We start from the raw sequence: 18864 nt of genomic DNA on the forward strand, positions 1-18864 counted from the left end.
TTTGATCTGAAAGAGATAATAATGCTTAATCCCTACCCCATAAAAAAAGAAACGGCTAGTTTAATCACCAGAGATGGAATTAGTTTAGCTGCCGATATTTATCGTCCCGATAGTAGGGAATCTTTGCCCATTTTACTAATGCGACAACCCTACGGAAAAGCGATCGCTTCTACGGTGGTTTATGCCCATCCTAGCTGGTATGCACGTCAGGGTTATATTGTGGTAATTCAGGATGTCCGGGGACGGGGAAACTCGACGGGAAATTTTAATTTATTTGCCCATGAAATTAGGGACGGATTAGAAACCATTGAATGGGTTTTAACTATTCCTAATAATACGGGTGTGGTGGGAATGTATGGTTTTTCCTATCAGGGAATGACCCAATTATATGCCGCTGCCAATGGTCATAGCGCTTTAAAAACTATTTGTCCAGCGATGATTGCTCATGATTTATATCGAGATTGGGCCTATGAAAATGAAGCATTTAATTTACAATATAATCTCGCTTGGGCAATACAATTAGCGGCGGAAACAGCTAGATTAAAAGGGGACGAAACTGCCTATCAAAAACTCTGGGTAGCTTCCCGAAATTTACCCCTTTTTGATCCTATTGCAGCCTCTCCCCAAATTCTACATGATTTGGCCGCCGATTCTTTTTATCACGATTGGATTACTCGTTATCTTCCCGATGACTATTGGCAAAATTTATCACCGCAACACCTTTTAAAAAATATCGATTTGCCGATGTTACATATCGGGGGTTGGTTCGATCCTCATCTCCGGGGAACTTTGAGTTTATACCAAGAAATGCAAAGTCGTTCTATTTATCCCCAACGGCTAATTATTGGTCCTTGGACTCATCTACCCTGGGGGAGAAAAGTAGGAGAGATAGATTATGGTCAAGAGGCAATTAGTCCTGTGGATAAAATGCAGCTGCAATGGTTTGATTATTTCTTAAAAGGTCAGGAAGTGGAGTTATTTAAAAATCCTTCCGTGTATCTATTTCAAATGGGATCTAATCAATGGCGATATCTAGAGAAGTTTCCTGGAGAAAATCAGCAAATTTATTATCTTGCTAGTCAGGGTTTAGCCAATCTGCGGGAGGATGAGGGGAAATTAAGCGCGATTTTGTTAGAACCTGCGATCGAGGATACCATCGTTCACGATCCTTGGCGACCGGTCCCATCTTTAGGAGGTCATAGCGTCTTACCTGGGGGAATATTCGACCGCACCATGCTAGACTGTCGCAGTGATGTAATTACCTACACTTCTCCCCCCCTAGAGAAGGATTTAACGATTTTGGGTAGTCCCCGTCTGGATTGTTATTGTCAAGCAGATGCGGTTAGTTTCGATATCTGCGCGGTGGTTTCTCAAGTTACCCCCGATGGTCGAGTTTTTAATATCACTCAGGGTTATAAACGGGTAAATAATCCCGAATCACCCCTAAATATTGCCCTACAGGCCACTTTTATCACTATTCCTCAAGGTCATAGCTTGCGTTTAAGTCTGAGTGCCTCTTGCTTTCCTGCACATCCCGTCAACGCGGGGACCGGCAGCTATCCCCACCAGAGTCGAGCGATCAATTTTTCTATTATCACAATTAAGGTTTTTTGTCAAGGAAATTTTCCTGCAAAATTGCTATTACCTTTAGTCGGGGAAAGCTAAACCGCTGCGAGGATCGCGAATATATAAACCTAACACCAGGGAGGAGATAACCGTATCCCAGACGGGGGTGAATTTTTCCGCATCATTGACCCAATAATCCATAGTAATTAAACATTGAACTCCGGAACCAATACCCACGGCAATGCGCGAATAAGCGGGTCGATTTTCTTGGGGGTCGATGAATTGAATTTGCACCCAAACAATGCGGACAGTTTGACGTTTTTCTTGGATAACTTCGCCGATTTCGTGAGGATTGCGGCTATCTTCACGAGCTAATTTTTTGACCATTCCTTTTAGGGGTAATTCTTTCCAATCTCCGGGGGGAAGTAGATTATAGGAAACCTCTAAACGACAATCATCATCGGGAGGTTTTCTATCTAAAAAACGAAAGGAATTATCATCGGGTTCAAAATGCCAATCCTGAGGAACTTCAAAGCGAACTGCACCGCGACCAGCTACAAAAATACTGTTACCCGGACTAGATTTCCAGTTATGATCTGGATTTAAGTCGAGGGTTTCTTTGATCCATTGCAGATTGTGTTTTTTCGATTTAGCCATAGCTATAATCCTGCGGTAAGAATCGGACTATAGCTATTATTATACAGGCTTTTTCCTGAGAATTAACCAAAGCTTCTGTCTTCACCCTTAAGATAACTGCTGTATAATTTTTAGAAATCCCACAGCACAGGATTATCATCCAAGAAATCAGTTACCTGTTTACCAATATTATCAATTAATTTTAGGTCTTCTGGGGTTAAATTAATTGTCATTGCTTGAGCGTTATTAACTGCTTGAGCAGCATTTCTTACCCCAGCAATTGCATTAGTTTGGGGTTGCTTAATTAACCAAGCCAGAGATAATTGAGCTAGGGAACAATTATAGCGGTTAGCAATCGGTTCTAATTGAGTTAAAGCCGCTTGTACCCTCTGAAAGTTTTCGCCATGAAAGAGTTTATTTTTAATTCTATGATCCTCGGATGCCAACTGATAACCGTTTCTAAATTTTCCTGTTAATAAACCTTGGGCAAGGGGAGAATAGGCTAGAATAGAAATATTATTGTCTATACAATAGGGCATAATTTCCTTTTCTACCGAGCGCCAAAAGAGAGAATAGGGAGGTTGAATACTCTCAATTCTGCCGTATTGACCAGCTTCTTCCAGTTGAGAGCGGGAGAAATTGGAAACCCCGATAGCGCGAATTTTTCCCTCTGCTTTCAGATAATTAAGAGCGGCCATAGTTTCAGAAATAGGCACTATTTCCGTGTTCCATGAGCCACTAGGCCAATGAATTTGATAAAGATCTATATAATCGGTTTGGAGGTTTTTTAAAGAGCGATGGCAAGCGGCGATAACTTCCTCGTATTTGAGGTGATTAGCAAAGACTTTGGTGGCATAAATTACCTGTTCTCGCACATCGGCCAAAGCTTGAGCGACAATCAATTCTGAGTGACCTTCCCCGTAGATTTCGGCTGTATCTATAGTGGTAATTCCTGCCTCAAAAGCGGCACGAATGGCTTTAATACTTTCCTCATCTTCAATACCTGCCCACATCCTTTTTCCTGCTTGCCAAGTACCCACGAGAAGGGGAGTAATTTCTATATTAGTCTGACCGAGATAGCGTTTTTGCATAACAGTTTTTTTGATGGGTTAAGTATGCTTAGGGTTTTAGTCGGGTTTAGGGCGGAAAATCTCAGCTAAAGAGGACTAAAGTGACAAGGATAAAAACTTTTACCAGTAGGGGTGTAAAAAACAAACTTAACAAGCCACAAAAAAGACCCAATAAGCGGGTACTGAGGCTAATTATTTCGCCGTGAACATGGTAGCTAATCGACAGGGAGATTAGGGCTAGAGTAAGGAGAAAAATCATAGTTTTCTTTCCTGAGTCTATCGAGCAGAAAAGCCGTGACCGCTCACGACTTTTTGCCGCTTCTATATCTATTATTAGCTCGATTACTTAACCAATGACATCGGGTTAAAGTAAACTTTTTTAACGGAAAAGATTAAAAAATCCGTTGAAGAGGCCTGTCAGACCGGTAAAGGGACTTAAAACCGTGCCGAGGGTGTCGGTAGCAGAGGCCAGACCGTTACGATGAACCACAACCACATCATTATTGCGGAGAATCGGGTTAGTTTTCTCGTTGATACCCTGGGAAAAATCGATATTAATTGAGGTTTTGGTGACGGTCCCGTTAGGATTGAGACGAATTAATTCCACTGTGGACTGATTGGCCCGACGCTTATCAAAGTCTCCTGCGGTTAAAATTGCCTGATTGAGAGGGGTATTGGGAGGCACTTCAATTGTCCCCGGTTTGGCCACTTCTCCGACCACTTTCACGTTAATGGTTTTAGGGGCAAAACTGGCCGCTGCTAGGGTTTCCGATTCCTTGGCCGAGATGGCGGTAGCGGTGGGGATAATCACCGTATCCCCTTCTTGAAGAAAGATATCGCCGGTCATATCACCTTTATCGAGTAAACTCCAGAGATCTACAGGGATTTTCTGCTGGGAACCGTCACGAGTATAACGCAGCACTTGCACCTGTCGGATATCGGCCAGAGGTTTGATGCCTCCCGCTTGTTGGATAGCTTGGGTTAGTCGGGCCGGTTTCCTGGTGCCACCGCGATCTTGGTCATTATTATTGTTATTGTTATTATTGGCAGTGGGGACAATACGATGGGACCCCGGACGATAAACTTCTCCCACCACAGTAACATTAATTTCTCGATCGCTATCTAGTCCAAAATTGGCATCAGCTAATTGATTGACTTCCCCGACGCTAAGGGTCGTTTTAGTGGGAATAACGATGCTATCGCCATCTCTAAGGCTAATATCTTGGGTTTTATCGCCTTTTTGGATTAATTGCCAGAGATTGGCTTGTATTAGCTGTTCTTGTCCCTTGAGGTTGCGTCGGATTTGAACTTGACCAATATCGGCCACCGTAGTCACTCCCCCCGCTTGCCGGATTATTTCGGTCAATAGGGGCGTTTTTTGGCTTTGTTCGGGGTTAATTGTATAGGTTCCCGGGCGATTGACTTCTCCCGCGATGGCGATTTGCAGGGGCCGGGGGGTGAGAACGCTAACAGTAACCACGGGACGTTTGAGATAGGTGGTGTAACGTTTGGCCAAGGTTTGGCCGGCTTCGGTGACGGTCATTCCTTCCACTTTGACGCTACCAATCAGAGGTAAAGTTAGGGTTCCATCGGCTAAAACAAGGAAATCGCCGCTTAAATCCGCCACTTGGTAGATGGTGACGCGCACTTTATCCCCTTCTCCTAGGGTGTAATCTTTGCTTTGGGCGGGGATAGGGGCGGTCGCTTCTTTAGGGGGGGCAGCACTACTCGGAGGAGTGGCTTGGACTGAGCGAGCTTCTAAGGAAGTTAGGGGGGCAATAGTGCCGATAATTAATAGATAACGTAGTGATTTACTGATTAAATCCTGTAATTGGCTGCTATTTAACATTATCAATAGGACTAATTTTATCGTTGACATTGGCGATCAGTGTAGCACAAATAGTCGATCGCCTATGGAAACCCCCTCTAATATCGCATCTATCGAGAGTTACCGCTAACTGTAAGATAGTGTTAACGATTGCCTGTATGTAAAGGGGTATATTAATTTTATGACAGCTACTAGCACAATTCCCGATTTTTGTCAAGGGATAAAATATTTTGGGGCTTCCTTACCCGAATTTGATAAATATGCAGGAAAAGCCGCTATTGCTGAGGGAAAAACCGCTATTAGTGAGGCTAATGACCCGAATGCTATCTATCAAACCCTCTTAGCCGCCGATGCTTTGCGTTACCTCACCCTACAAATCACCGCTACCAAAGAATCGGGACACCCCGGCGGTTTTGCCAGCGCTGCCGATGTGATTGCCTCTTTGATGATGTTAGGCCAGAAAAATATTTTCACTGAAGTGGGCCATCATGCCCCCGGTTTTTATAGTAACGTCTTTCTTGATCGCTCTCTGGAAGCCATGGGCATCAGCAACGTCACCCAATTGGGAGAACGTTTTCGGGAAAAACACGGACTTTTAGGGCATCTTTCCGGACAAATCCCCGGACTTCTTGGGCCGGCCGGTCCTCTGGGCCAAGGCCAACATTTTGCCATGGCGGCGGCCAAATTACACCCTAATACCCTTTTCCCTGTGACTATCGGGGATGGTGGTTTAGGAGAACCCTACATTATGAGTAGTTTTGGTCATTTTCATACTGCTTATCCAGAAATTACCAATTTTCTGCCGATTTTAGTCTGGAATGGCTATTCCCAAGAACACCATAGCATGGTTTCCCTGAAAACTAACGCCGAAATGGAAGCCTATTGGCGCGGTAATGGTTTCGAGGAAGTGATTCTCATTAATGCCAAAGACTTCGATGATGCTAATCAAAATGGGGAATATGTAGATAGCACCAAATTCTCTTTTAACCAGCGTCTGGAGTTCATGAAAGTGGTGTTAATGGCCACGGATAAAGCCGCCCAATTAGCCCTAGGTGGTAAACTAACGGTGATCATTATTAAACAACTTAAAGGGGCGGGAGTTCACAAACGGGGAGCTGCTTCCCATAATCTTTATCCAGGCGATTCTTTAGAAAAAGATTATATCGTTAGTGCCTTACAGGAACGCGCTTTACCCCCTGAAGCTTGGGCAATTGTTCGTACTAATTTCGAGCGCTCTGGAGGCGGTCCGGCAGCAGAAACAGTGGTAACGGAAAAAGTCTTGCCGCTGCCAGATTTAGGAACCTTACCGATAACCGAATATACTGTGGGTGGCGATAAAAAAGTAGCCACCACTGCCATGGGGGAATTAGTGGTAGCTGTGGGTAAAGCTGACCCCAATTTTGTTGTCACTAATGCTGATGGTAATGCCGCTTCGGGAATTAATAATATTAACGTCGGTTTAAAGATTATTCACCCCACCACCGATGATACCTATTTCCAAGCACCTAACGGTCAAGTTTATGAGCCTTTAAGCGAGGATGCCTGTGCCGGGTTAGCCGTCGGTTTATCTCTCTTGGGAGGGCGGACTTTATGGTGTTCCTACGAGTCTTTTGCTATCAATGGTTTACCGATTTGGCAGACTGTAACCCAAGCGATGGCCGAGTTACGTCGTCCCACCCCTTCTACTATTACTTTATTCACCGCCGGAGCCTTAGAGCAAGGGCGTAATGGTTGGACACACCAACGCCCAGAGATTGAAAATTATTTCGCCGCTATGATGCGAAATGGCAATATTTTCCCTCTCTTTCCCTGCGATGCTAACAGTATTCAAGTCTGTTATGAATGGGCCTTAGGAACCAGCAATAAAGGCATTACAATCACCGCTAGTAAATCGCCTTTACCGGTGCGAACCACCTTTGAGCAAACTCGTCAAGCTTTGGAAAAAGGCGGCGTAATTCTCCACGAATCGGAAGGCAGCAAAAAAGTCGTTTTTGCCGTCATTGGTGATATGACTTTATTACCCGTCTTTGAGTCTGCACAACAGTTAGAAGCAGCAGGAATCGGGGTAAAAATCGTCTCGGTAATTAATCCCCGTCGTCTCTACCGTCCTAGCGATGTGATGAGTGAAACTAGCTCGGAAGCTGATAATAATTTCCTTGATGATGCTGGTTTTGACAGTCTCTTTGCCGGTGATGCTTTAATCGGAGTAACCGGTGGTACAAGCGCCATGTTAGAACCAATTATGTTACGCAGTAATGCGCGTCGGGATGTCTTCGCTTGGAAACGGGGAGAAACCACCGCTAGTGCTGGGGAAATTATGGCCTATAATGGCTTAACTGCCAATGCTTTAACTGCGCGTGCTACCCAGTTATTAGGTTAAGTTCCCAGTTAGTTTTTTTGATTATTCCCTACTTTCTTTGATTGAAAAGTAGGGATTTTTTTCTCAGGTCACTTTTACCAACGAGGTAAACTTTTAATAATTTTCCATAGGCGAGGGTATTGGAGAGATAGATAGCGCTTAATATGGGATTTTAAACTAACTAAATCCTGAGATTCTTTCAGTTCTCTATCTTGATAAAAACGAATTAAATCATCCCGTCTTTTCAGTAAAATTTTAATTTGTTGGTAATCTTCCGAGCTTAAAACTTGATGGGGTTGAATATTTTCTGGCAGCGGGCGCGGGATGTAAAAAGTTGTATGAGATGGTGATAATTCTTCGATAGGACGTTCTTTGGTATAGAGATAGATAGAAAGAGATTTCCGGGATAAATGCCGTTGATTTTCTGGTAAATTAATCTGAGAAAATCCATGCCATGAATATTCATTGGTTTCAAAAATAAGACAACGATTAAAGATAGGTACAAAAGATTTAATCTTATTTTCTTCTGGTTGACGAGGATTGGAATGTAACTCTAGATTTCCTCCCCAATCTGCTTGCCATTGGGGATTTAAATAGATTAATAAATTCAAGCGGCGATGATACCAATGACGCTCATCGAGGTTAAAATCAATGTGAGGGTCTAATTCTTGACCGTGTAAATTTTCATGGGTTCCACCCCCATAAAAACTAGGGTCTGGAATTAAATTATCAATACCGGTTAATTGGGAAATTAACTCTAAAAACTCTTGAGCTTGAATGTAGCGGCCAAACTGTTGATAAACACCCCCTAAACCGATTAAATCCTCATTAACCGCCTTCCCGCCAACTTTTCCTAACTCACTAATGGCTTTTTGCGGATTAAAACTGGGAAAATTTTCCAGCAAAATTTGCGCTTGCTCCCTAACTAAAAAATTATCGATGACCAAATGCTTAAACGGTTGCGCTGTCTCAAAATCTTGACGATAGACAGAAGATTTCTCATAAACAAGGGGATTAATAAACATTAGACAGCTTTTTTGTTGGTATGATGAATTGTAGCAATCAAACTGGCAAAATAAAGATTAACTCTCCTATTGACCTCATCGCCTATGGACTGGTGGCACAAACTCAAAGATAATCCTCTCGCTCGTTGGGGAGCAGTTTTACTGTTAATCTTCTATTTAAGCGTAATGGCGGCGGATTTTGTCGCTCCCTACTCTCCCTACTCCTCCCAACCCGGTCAGTCTCTCCTACCCCCCACCGAAATCTTTTGGCGCTCGCAGTCGGGAAGTAACAAGGGTGAGTGGATTGGCCCCCACGTCTATCCCACCACTCAAAGTGCTATTAATATAGAAACTGGTGAGCGGAAGCTAATGAGAGATTTTAACAACCCCTTGCCGCTGAGTCTCTTTGTTCAGGGTGAAACCTATAATTTCGGTCAAATTCGCCTACCTTTGCCGCCAAAATGGCAGGAAGTAACTTTATTCCCCGGTATCCCTTTTGATCTCCATCTGTTCGGAGTCATCGGCGATGGTAGAATCAATATATTGGGAACTGACGAATCGGGACGCGATAGTTTTAGTCGCCTGATTTTCGGAGGCAGAATTAGTTTATTTATCGGTTTGGTCGGGATTTTAATTTCTTTCCCTATCGGTTTATTTGTCGGTGGCGTTTCTGGCTATTTTGGCGGTTGGTTAGATGCGATTTTAATGCGTTTTGTGGAAGTTTTAATGACTATCCCCGGCATATATTTACTCGTGGCCCTAGCGGCCGTTTTACCCGCAGGATTAACCAGCACCCAGCGCTTTTTATTAATCGTCCTGATTACTTCTTTTATCAGTTGGTCGGGATTAGCGCGAGTAATTCGCGGTCAAGTTTTATCCCTGAAAGAACAGGAATTTATTCAGGCAGCCAAAGCTATGGGAGCAAAACCCCTTTATATTATTCTGCGTCATGTGCTGCCCCAAACTGCCAGTTATATCATTATTTCTGCTACGTTAGCCGTGCCGGGGTTTATTGTGGCCGAATCGGTTTTAAGTTTAATTGGTTTGGGAATTCAACAACCGGATCCTAGTTGGGGAAATATGCTTTCTTTGGCTACCAATGCCTCAATTATTGTTCTACAACCCTGGTTAATTTGGCCAGCTGCTTTGTTAATTATTCTCACCGTTTTAGCTTTTAATTTACTCGGTGATGGTTTACGCGATGCCCTAGATCCTCGCAATTTAGAGAGATAATTTAGTTATTTTAGCAATGAACAGTTATCAGTTCACTGATAACTGAAAAGTCTTCCCACTTCCCCACTTCCCATTATGAATAAAATCAGTAAAACCTTTAATAATTTCGCCGATAGTTTGGTGATTTATAGTCAAAGATACGGAAAAATAAGCTGGTTAATATTTTTAATTATCTTTGCTTGTATCATGACGATAACCTTTAATTATCCAGCACAATCGACCAATAAAACCCAAGAAAAACCCGAAATTCGTGGAGTTTGGTTAACTAATATCGATAGTGAGGTATTATTTAAACCAGAAATCCTAAAAGATGCCCTTGATAGGTTGGCCGATTTAAACTTTAATACTATTTATCCCACGGTCTGGAATTGGGGTTATACACTCTATCCTTCTAAGGTAGCAGAAAAAGTGACGGGACGAGCGCTCGATCCCCATGAATCTTTAAAAAATCGCGACTTTTTAAAGGAAATAATTAGCCAAGGTCATCGGAAAAAATTAAGAATTATTCCCTGGTTTGAATTTGGTTTTATGGCTCCTGCGGATTCAGAATTAGCCAAACGACATCCCGATTGGTTAACCCAAAGACAGGATAAAAGCGTAATTTGGTGGGAAGGAAAAGTGCATCAACGTGTGTGGTTAAATCCCTTACATCCGCAAGTACAAAACTTTATTACCGATTTAGTCAGCGAGATTATTACTAACTACGATATAGAAGGAATTCAGTTTGATGACCATTTTGGTTATCCCGCCGATTTTGGCTATGATGAAACCACGATTAAACTCTATCAAAGGGAACATTCTGGACAATTACCACCGCAAGATTACCAAGATAAAGCATGGATTCAATGGCGGGCCGATAAAATTACTGACTATATGAATAGTTTAGCCCAGACGATTAAAAAGCAGCAACCTAGAGCGATTATTTCCCTATCTCCTAATCCCTACACTTTCTCCCTAGAATCCTATCTTTTAGATTGGCAAAAATGGCAAGAAAAAAACTTGATTGATGAGTTAATAATACAAGTGTATCGAACTGATATGAACGCCTTTGACTGGGAATTATCACAACCAGAATTACAGCAAGCTAGAGAATCTATCCCCGTAGCTATTGGGATTTTATCTGGTTTAAAAGGTCGTCCGATTCCGATGGTTAATATTACTCAACAAGTGAAAAAATCGAGACAACAAAATTTTGGTGTTTCTTTCTTTTTCTACGAAACTTTATGGAATATGAGTAATGAATCGCCTTCCTATCGACGCAGGATTTTTCGAGAAATACTCCAGTCTGCTAATCCTAGCTAAAACTGCTGACTTTAAGCGAAATTATTGCCCTAATCAGGCTATAGTTTCTTAAGTTTATCTTTAAATTAATAAAAAGCAGCAGGGAGAAACTAGAATCGCTAGAATAAAAGAAGACTCTCCCTTATCACTTTATTCATGCTGATCAGACATAACCGAAGCTCGATCGCTAAACCTATTTTACTGTTTCTTGGCTGCCTTGTGATCGGGCAGTTGGGGGTGTTAGTGGTAGCCAATAGCCTCTGGTTTACCGAGATGGGTTATTTAAACACTTTCCTGAAGCAATTATCTTGGCAACTAGGATTAGGTTGGGGAAGTGCGATTCTTTCTCTACTTTTTATCTTTACTAATTTACGTTTAGCCCAGCGTTTTCGTTGGCAAAAACCCAAAGAAGATAGTTATCCTCTTAGTCCTCAATCTCCTAGTATTAATTTACTCAGCCTTTTGATTATTGCAACGGGAATTGGAGCTTGGATCGGGTCAATGTTATTGTATTACAGTAAACTAGCCCTCAGTCTCTGGACACCGGATTTTAATCTCCCTAACCTTAGTTCTTCCCTCAATTCTCCTCTGGAAATAGTTTGGATTAGGCAAGTATTAACCGATATTTCCAGTAATCTGTGGCAAGGGCTAATTATCGCTTTTTTAGTCTTGGGATTATTAATTAAAACCGAGTATTTTTTGCGAATAATATCTGTAGTATTTACTGTAATGCTATCTTTTATTATTGCTGGGCAGTGGGCGAATTTTTTAAAATATTTTTATGGTGTTCCTTTCAATATTAACGATCCTCAATACGGGAATGATTTAGGTTTTTACATCTTTCAATTACCCCTGTGGCAGTTACTAGAATTATGGCTCAGTGGTGTGGGAATATATACTCTTTTTGCCGTTAGTTTAACCTATCTTTTTTCGGGCGATAGTCTTTCTAAGGGAACATTTCTGGGGTTTTCCCGTCCGCAACTGCGTCATTTATACGCCCTGTGGAGTGGGTTAATGGGGCTGCTAGTATTACACCATATTATTCAGCGTTACCTGCTACTTTATTCTCCCGAAGGAGTAGTTTATGGTGCGGGTTATATCGATGCTCATGTTGGTCAATTTATTGAAATTATTCTGGGAATTATTGCAGGAATAACCTGTATATGGTTAGGAGAAAAAGCATTATTTGGTAAAAAAGACCGTCGCAAGTTATACAAAAATACTAAGAAAAAGTTGGTATTTTCCCCCTACTTAGTTCCTGTATTTCTCTATTTAATTGTTTGGATAAGTGGCACAATTATCAGTGGAGGATTACAAAGAATAATCGTACAACCGAATGAATTAGTGAGAGAAAGACCCTATATTGAAAGAAGTATTCAATCCACAAGAGCGGCTTTTTCCTTAGATAGAATTGATGCCCAAGTTTTCGATCCACAGGCCGAATTAAATGCCGAAGTTTTAGAGAGAAATCATCTAACTATCGATAATATTCGTCTTTGGGACACCAAACCACTGCTAGAAACTAACCGACAATTACAGCAAATTCGCTTATATTATAAATTCCCCGATGCTGATATTGATCGCTATCGGGTACGAGTAGGATTGCCTGAAAAAATCGAGGAACGTCAAATATCTGAAAAACAACAGACCATTATTGCCGCTAGAGAATTAGATTATAGTGCGGTTCCCACTTCTGCTAACACTTGGGTGAATAAACATCTCGTTTATACCCACGGTTATGGGTTCACTCTTTCCCCGGTTAATTTAGTAGCTGCCGGGGGTTTACCCTACTATTTTGTCAAAGATATCGGCACAAATAAAGACGAAGGAGCCCTACAAACCTCTAGCAAATTAATTGATTATAGTATTCCCATTGGTAAACCCCGCATTTACTACGGGGAATTAACTAATAATTATGTGATGACTCCCACCACCGCAGAAGAATTGGATTTTCCTAGCGGGGATGGAAATGTCTATAATACCTACGATGGCAAGGGAGGAATCCTAATTGGGACCGGGTGGAGACGTTGGCTATTTGCCCTTTATCTGCGGGATTGGCAAATGTTATTTAGTCAAGATTTTACTCCCGAAACTCGGCTATTAATGCGTCGTGATATCCAAAATCGCGTGCAAACTATTGCTCCTTTTTTAAATTATGATCGCAACCCCTATTTAGTAGCGGCAGATGTGGGCGATAGTAGTAGTAAATTACATTGGATTATTGATGCTTATACTATTAGCGATCGCTATCCCTATTCTGACCCAGGAAAAGATAAATTTAACTATATTCGCAATTCGGTGAAAGTGGTAGTGGATGCCTATCATGGAACGGTGAATTTCTATGTTGCCGATGAAAATGATCCAATTATTCAGACGTGGAGTAAAATCTTTCCTCATCTTTTTAAATCTTTAGCAGAAATGCCGAAAACTCTCCGCAGTCATATCCGTTATCCTGAAGATTTATTTAGTACCCAAGCAGAAAGATTATTAACCTATCACATGACCGATCCGCAAGTATTTTATAATCGGGAGGATCAATGGGAAATTCCCCTAGAAATTTACGGCACAGAACCCCAGGCCGTATCACCCTATTATTTAATCATGAAACTGCCAGATTCCGACAAAGAAGAATTTATTCTCCTCCATCCCTATACTCCCTCTAGTCGGCAAAATTTAATCGCTTGGTTGGCAGCGCGTTCAGACGATAGAGAGTATGGTAAGTTATTACTCTATCAATTTCCTAAACAAAGGTTAGTGTACGGACCGAATCAAATTGAGGCTTTAATTAACCAAGATCCAGATATTTCTCAACAGATTTCCCTTTGGAATCGAGACGGTTCTAAAGTTTTGCAAGGACACCTATTAATTATTCCCATTGAACAATCGCTGCTTTATGTAGAACCTTTGTATCTAGTGGCAGACCAAAATAGTGTCCCGACAATCGCTAGAGTAACAGTTGCTTATCAAAATAAAATTGTCATGGAACCAACCTTGAAGGAAGCTTTAGAAAAGCTATTTCAAGGTGATCAGAGCTAAGTAGCTGGTTATAATTAAATTAAAAATGGATTTTAGGTTCGATCCCCCCTGCCTCCCTTGATAAGGTAGGGTTGATTCATGAATCAACCCTACCCTTGATAAGGGGGGTGTCTGATAATTTTTAAAGCCTACCTACTTAAATTGCCGCTAATTTGTGGCCAATTAGCAAGAAAGCTGATGCTGGTTCCAGAACAATCCTCAATATCCCCAAATTCGCCCAGAAAATTGCCTGCTCTGGTTAATCAGCCAATTTTAAAATCCACTATCATCAAAGGATTGAGTTATGCTTTTAATTAGAAAAGTGGGCAATTAATTCTGTGCGAGATGAATTAATTATTAAAGGGGTAAACTCCTCCACTGGTAATAATAAAATGCGATCGATAATTACGGATAAATCTGGGTCTAAACTACCAAAACGAGCTTTCAATAAATTTTCTATCACCAGACGTTCTCCTTGTTGAAGACCCTGTTGAAGACCCTGTTGAAGACCCTGTTGAAGACCCTGTTGAAGACCCTGTTGAAGACCCTGTTGAAGACCCTGTTGAAGACCCTGTTGAAGACCCTGTTGAAGACCCTGTTGAAGACCCTGTTGAAGACCCTGTTGACGGCCAGCATCCAGTTCTTCCTGAAGACGGGAAGTGTATAAAGGTGATAATCTCATAATTAACTCTCTGTCCTCCTGTTCAAGCTCTTGATCGTTAGTTAAAGAGGTTCTCAAGTTTAATAATAATTCTAGAGCATTTACCCGAAAAGGATGATCCTCTGGTAACGATTCTAGCTCATCGATCGCCCTTGCTTGTACTTTTCCCCGGCCTAAAATTCTTAACCAGAGAGTTGCTTCTGTTGGGGGTAATTGATGGATAACAGTGATTGCCGTGCGTAAAGAGGGAGCTAAAAAATAGATACCTTCCCCCCAATTCTCCTCATCTAATTTAGCTCCGAATCCTCCTAACAGTTGCGCGGAAGCGGTGGGAGTCAAAATCCAGAGACGGGGGATTTCCCCATCGTTAACATTCGTTTTCTGACGATTTGCTTGACGATTAATTTCCCCTTCCACTTGCAACAATTTTAACAGACAAGTCCTAATTTCTGTAGCGGTGACAGGATTGCGAAAGGGTTCAAATAAACAGGGATTAATCGCCATTTTTCCCAGTAATCCCAGCAGCTCTCTAGGATTATTATCGAGAATATTCGGTGAAAACCAGACATCGATTTCTCGTACTTCTCCGCGTACAACCCGTGCCGATTTTACCTCTCCCAGAGAAGATAATAATTCTTCGAGATAATCTTTGGCAAACTGGTCATGAATAAATCTAGTCATAGGTTTATCTAAGATGATTTAATAACTTATCTCGTAATTGCTTAATCCGATCACGATATTTAGCCGCTGCCTCGAATTCTAGATTTTTCGCCGCTTCTTTCATTTGCGCTTCTAGTTGTTGAATTAACTCGGGAATTTGTTCCAAAGAAAGTTCTTCTATATTCTCACAAACCTGCTCTAATTGTTGGGAATTTAGGCGACGGGAAATATCCAGAAAAGCCAAAATTGAATTACTCGACCTTTTAACAATCGGTTGCGGAATAATCCCATGTTTTTGGTTATATTCCTCTTGAATAGCTCGTCGTCTCTTGGTTTCTTCGATCGCATTAATCATACTATCGGTGAGATTATCTCCGTAAAGAATTGCCTGACCGCGAATATGACGAGCAGCCCTGCCGATAGTTTGAATTAAAGAGCGGGTAGCCCTTAAAAATCCTTCCTTATCTGCGTCTAAAATCGCCACTAAAGACACTTCCGGCAGGTCTAACCCCTCGCGAAGCAAATTCACCCCGATCAGCACGTCAAAGACCCCTTCTCGCAGGTCTTGGATAATTTCAATCCGTTGAATTGATTGAATTTCCGAATGTAGATATCTAACTTTAATTCCCCTTTCTTGCAAGTATTCGGTTAAATCTTCCGCCATGCGTTTAGTTAAAGTGGTAATCAAAACCCGTTCATTTAAACGCACTCGCTCCTTAATTTCCCCTAATAAATCATCCACTTGTCCCTCGGTTGGTCGCACAAAAATCTCTGGGTCTAAAACTCCCGTCGGTCGGATAATTTGTTCGACAATGCGATTTTCTGACTGTGCTAATTCCCAATCTCCCGGAGTAGCCGAAACAAAAATACATTGATTAACTTTCTGCCAGAATTCTTCCGACTTCAAAGGACGATTATCCGCAGCACTGGGTAAACGAAACCCGTGATCGATCAAAACTTTTTTTCGTGATTGATCGCCATTATACATCCCGCGAATTTGCGGCACACTAACATGAGATTCATCTACAACTAATAACCAATCTTGGGGAAAATAATCCACCAAACATTCCGGTGGTTCCCCCGCTAACCTACCCGCTAAATGCCGCGAATAATTTTCCACGCCATTACAATAACCCACTTCCTGCAACATTTCTAAATCATAACGAGTCCGCTGATCCAAACGTTGCGCTTCCAGTAATTTGCCCGCTTTTTCTAACTCCAATAAACGGTTATCTAACTCGGTTTTAATATCCCGACAGGCTACCTCTAAACGCTCCTCCGGGGTAACAAAGTGACGGGCCGGATAAATACTAATTCGCTCTAATTTTTGCAAAACTTCCCCCGTCAAGGGATCCAGATAACGAATACTTTCAATCTCATCGCCAAAAAAATCAATTTTAATCACCCGATCCTCGTAAGCGGGGACAATTTCCAAAATATCGCCCTTGAGACGAAAACGACCGCGAGTTAACTCCAAATCATTGCGATTGTACTGCACTGACACCAAGGCCCGTAATAATTGCCTTTGGTCGAACTCTTGACCAACTGTTAAGGAAATCGCCGCTTTTAGGTATTCCGCAGGCATTCCTAAACCATAAATACAACTAATGGAAGCGACGACGATCACATCCCTGCGTTCAAACAGCGATCGCGTGGCCGAATGGCGCAGCATATCGATCTCATCATTAATCGAAGAACTCTTTTCGATGTAGGTATCGCTGACAGGAATATAAGCCTCCGGTTGATAGTAGTCGTAATAGCTGATAAAGTATTCCACGGCGTTATTGGGGAAAAATTGCCGCAATTCGTTACATAATTGGGCCGCCAAGGTCTTATTATGGGCTAGGACAAGGGTAGGCCTGCCGATTTTCTCGATCACAGCGGCAATGGTGAAGGTTTTGCCGGTGCCGGTTGCCCCTAGGAGGGTTTGGAAACGCTGCCGGTTTTGCAGGGAATCTACCAATTGATCGATCGCTGCCGGTTGATCCCCGGTGGGTTGAAAGGGTGCTTGTAGTTGAAAAGCGGACATTAGCGGCTAGGTGTAGAGAACAGGCAAAATAAATTATCAATCAAATTACCAACACTGATAGGGTTTTGGGGAAAGAAAGATGTATCTTAATATTAGAGAGGATTTTAAAAAAAGATTAAAAGTCTTCGAGAATACCCTAAACTTAAATCTTATCGTTTCCCCGAAGCTATTAACGGAAAGGAGTATCAGGTTATGACGGTGGAAAATCTAGAAACGAACGGGACCCAAACCCCAGCAACCACAGAAGAAAAGACCAGCAGCTCACGCGGCAAAGCTACTACGGCTAAAACCGCCAAAGATAAAGAAGTAGTCGCCCTTTCGGTGAAAAACAACGCTGAATCGGCTTCCAAAGCCTTAAAATTCTATCAACCTGAACATCGCTTACCCGAAAATCGTCCTGTTGGTACTAGCCATCTTCACTTCACGGAAGATGAAATGTTACCCGGAGGCCGTCCCGTGGAAGTTAGCCATCTGAAAGTGGTTAGTACCTATTCTTCCGTCGGTGGATTGCGTCCTGTCGGCTCTAGTGGTATGGAAGTTAGCAGCACTCTAGCGATTTCTGGCAATCGTCCGATCGCTCTTAGTCATCTGCACATTAGCGAAACCTATACAGTCATGGGTAATCGTCCCGTTGCTTCCAATGAAATCGATGATCCCGAAACTTTAATGGGATTTTTGGATTAATTGTTTTGTTGATCAAGATAGATTTTTTCCCTGTCCCGGACGGGGAATTTATTTTTTCTAGCCCACCGTTTTTAATCCCGATGCTGTTTAAGCAAAAATTGTTCTTAATTGTCTCGTTTCTAATAGTGGTTTTTTGTGGTTTCGGATTATTAAATCTTACCTACGATGCTTCAGTTTTAGCACCGCAGCAATATTATCAGATTCGATCGCTTCATAGTCGCGATGGTATCGGTAAATTTTATCTAGGACGGGAAATCGCTAAAGTCATGGGACACCAAGAAATGTTATGGTTAGAACGTCCTAGTCGCCGTTTCACAGAAAAACCCGATGATCTGATCACCGCACTACATCTAAAACCCACAGATCTAGTGGCAGATATCGGAGCGGGGACAGGTTATTTTAGTTTTCCTCTGGCGAATTTAGTAGAACAAGTTTTTGCCGTCGATGTGCAACCGGAAATGTTAGGGGCAATTGATTTTTTAGCCGAGGAAAATCAAGTAAAGAATATAACCACAATTCTCGCCACAGAAACCGATCCCAAATTGCCTATAAATGCGATCGATTTAGCTTTAATGGTCGATGCTTATCACGAGTTTTCCTGTCCCCGCGAGATGATGGAGAATCTGGTCAAATCCTTAAAACCCGCTGGTAGGGTGGTATTAGTAGAATACCGTCGTGAAAACCCTCTGATTGCCATCAAGGCCCTTCATAAAATGACCCGCAGACAGGTAGAAAAAGAAATGGCCGCCGTCGGTTTAGTGCCGGAAGAAATTATCGAGACTTTGCCCCAACAACATTTAATGATTTTCCAAAAGGCTGGTTCTTCTGGTTAATTTTA

The 18864-nt window shown here is 42.1% G+C and carries 13 protein-coding genes; 7 read left to right on the forward strand and 6 right to left on the reverse strand.

Annotated elements, in window-relative coordinates:
• Window positions 1-21 precede the first annotated feature (21 nt).
• Window positions 22-1665, forward strand: coding sequence for a CocE/NonD family hydrolase (locus myaer_RS05765; protein WP_046661353.1), 1644 nt, complete (start codon window positions 22-24; stop codon window positions 1663-1665).
• Here myaer_RS05765 and myaer_RS05770 read toward each other — a convergent pair.
• From myaer_RS05770 to myaer_RS05780, 3 genes are all read right to left on the reverse strand, one after another.
• Complete coding sequence (locus myaer_RS05770) at window positions 1648-2223, reverse strand: hypothetical protein (protein WP_004268100.1); 576 nt, start codon at window positions 2221-2223, stop codon at window positions 1648-1650. The two genes, myaer_RS05765 and myaer_RS05770, sit on opposite strands and share 18 nt — an antisense overlap.
• A gap of 110 nt (window positions 2224-2333) precedes the next feature.
• On the reverse strand, window positions 2334-3293 hold the full coding sequence (locus tag myaer_RS05775; protein ID WP_046661354.1) for an aldo/keto reductase: 960 nt from the start codon (window positions 3291-3293) through the stop codon (window positions 2334-2336).
• A 358-nt stretch (window positions 3294-3651) separates the two neighbouring features.
• On the reverse strand, window positions 3652-5151 hold the full coding sequence (locus myaer_RS05780; RefSeq protein ID WP_046661355.1) for an SLBB domain-containing protein: 1500 nt from the start codon (window positions 5149-5151) through the stop codon (window positions 3652-3654).
• Between the two features lie 130 nt (window positions 5152-5281).
• Here myaer_RS05780 and myaer_RS05785 point away from each other — a divergent pair, with 130 nt between their 5' ends.
• On the forward strand, window positions 5282-7480 hold the full coding sequence (locus myaer_RS05785) for a transketolase (RefSeq protein WP_046661356.1): 2199 nt from the start codon (window positions 5282-5284) through the stop codon (window positions 7478-7480).
• A gap of 74 nt (window positions 7481-7554) precedes the next feature.
• Here myaer_RS05785 and myaer_RS05790 read toward each other — a convergent pair whose 3' ends face one another.
• A complete protein-coding gene (locus tag myaer_RS05790) occupies window positions 7555-8484 on the reverse strand; it encodes a 2OG-Fe(II) oxygenase (protein WP_046661357.1) in 930 nt (309 codons plus the stop codon).
• A gap of 84 nt (window positions 8485-8568) precedes the next feature.
• Between myaer_RS05790 and myaer_RS05795 the strand changes: the two genes are divergently transcribed.
• From myaer_RS05795 to myaer_RS05805, 3 genes are all read left to right on the forward strand, one after another.
• Window positions 8569-9696: an ABC transporter permease gene (locus tag myaer_RS05795; RefSeq protein WP_046661358.1), complete on the forward strand. Its 1128-nt coding sequence runs from the start codon at window positions 8569-8571 to the stop codon at window positions 9694-9696.
• A 75-nt stretch (window positions 9697-9771) separates the two neighbouring features.
• On the forward strand, window positions 9772-10998 hold the full coding sequence (locus myaer_RS05800) for a glycoside hydrolase family 10 protein (RefSeq protein WP_046661359.1): 1227 nt from the start codon (window positions 9772-9774) through the stop codon (window positions 10996-10998).
• 135 nt (window positions 10999-11133) lie between these two features.
• Window positions 11134-14013: a UPF0182 family protein gene (locus myaer_RS05805; RefSeq protein ID WP_046661360.1), complete on the forward strand. Its 2880-nt coding sequence runs from the start codon at window positions 11134-11136 to the stop codon at window positions 14011-14013.
• Between the two features lie 289 nt (window positions 14014-14302).
• On the opposite strand, the gene myaer_RS05810 is transcribed toward myaer_RS05805, so the two are convergent.
• Both myaer_RS05810 and uvrB read right to left on the reverse strand, forming a co-directional pair.
• The gene (locus myaer_RS05810; RefSeq protein ID WP_046661361.1) at window positions 14303-15334 is read right to left on the reverse strand and encodes a hypothetical protein; all 1032 of its coding nucleotides are present in this window, start codon (window positions 15332-15334) and stop codon (window positions 14303-14305) included.
• A gap of 4 nt (window positions 15335-15338) precedes the next feature.
• Window positions 15339-17342: an excinuclease ABC subunit UvrB gene (uvrB, locus tag myaer_RS05815; protein WP_046661362.1), complete on the reverse strand. Its 2004-nt coding sequence runs from the start codon at window positions 17340-17342 to the stop codon at window positions 15339-15341.
• Between the two features lie 192 nt (window positions 17343-17534).
• On the opposite strand from uvrB, the gene myaer_RS05820 reads away from it, so the two are divergent.
• Together myaer_RS05820 and myaer_RS05825 are read left to right on the forward strand one after the other, a co-directional pair.
• A complete protein-coding gene (locus tag myaer_RS05820; protein WP_008197799.1) occupies window positions 17535-18026 on the forward strand; it encodes a hypothetical protein in 492 nt (163 codons plus the stop codon).
• An 80-nt stretch (window positions 18027-18106) separates the two neighbouring features.
• Complete coding sequence (locus myaer_RS05825; RefSeq protein WP_046661363.1) at window positions 18107-18859, forward strand: class I SAM-dependent methyltransferase; 753 nt, start codon at window positions 18107-18109, stop codon at window positions 18857-18859.
• Window positions 18860-18864 lie beyond the last annotated feature (5 nt).

This window comes from Microcystis aeruginosa NIES-2549 (assembly GCF_000981785.2).
Classification (GTDB): Bacteria; Cyanobacteriota; Cyanobacteriia; order Cyanobacteriales; family Microcystaceae; genus Microcystis; species Microcystis aeruginosa_C.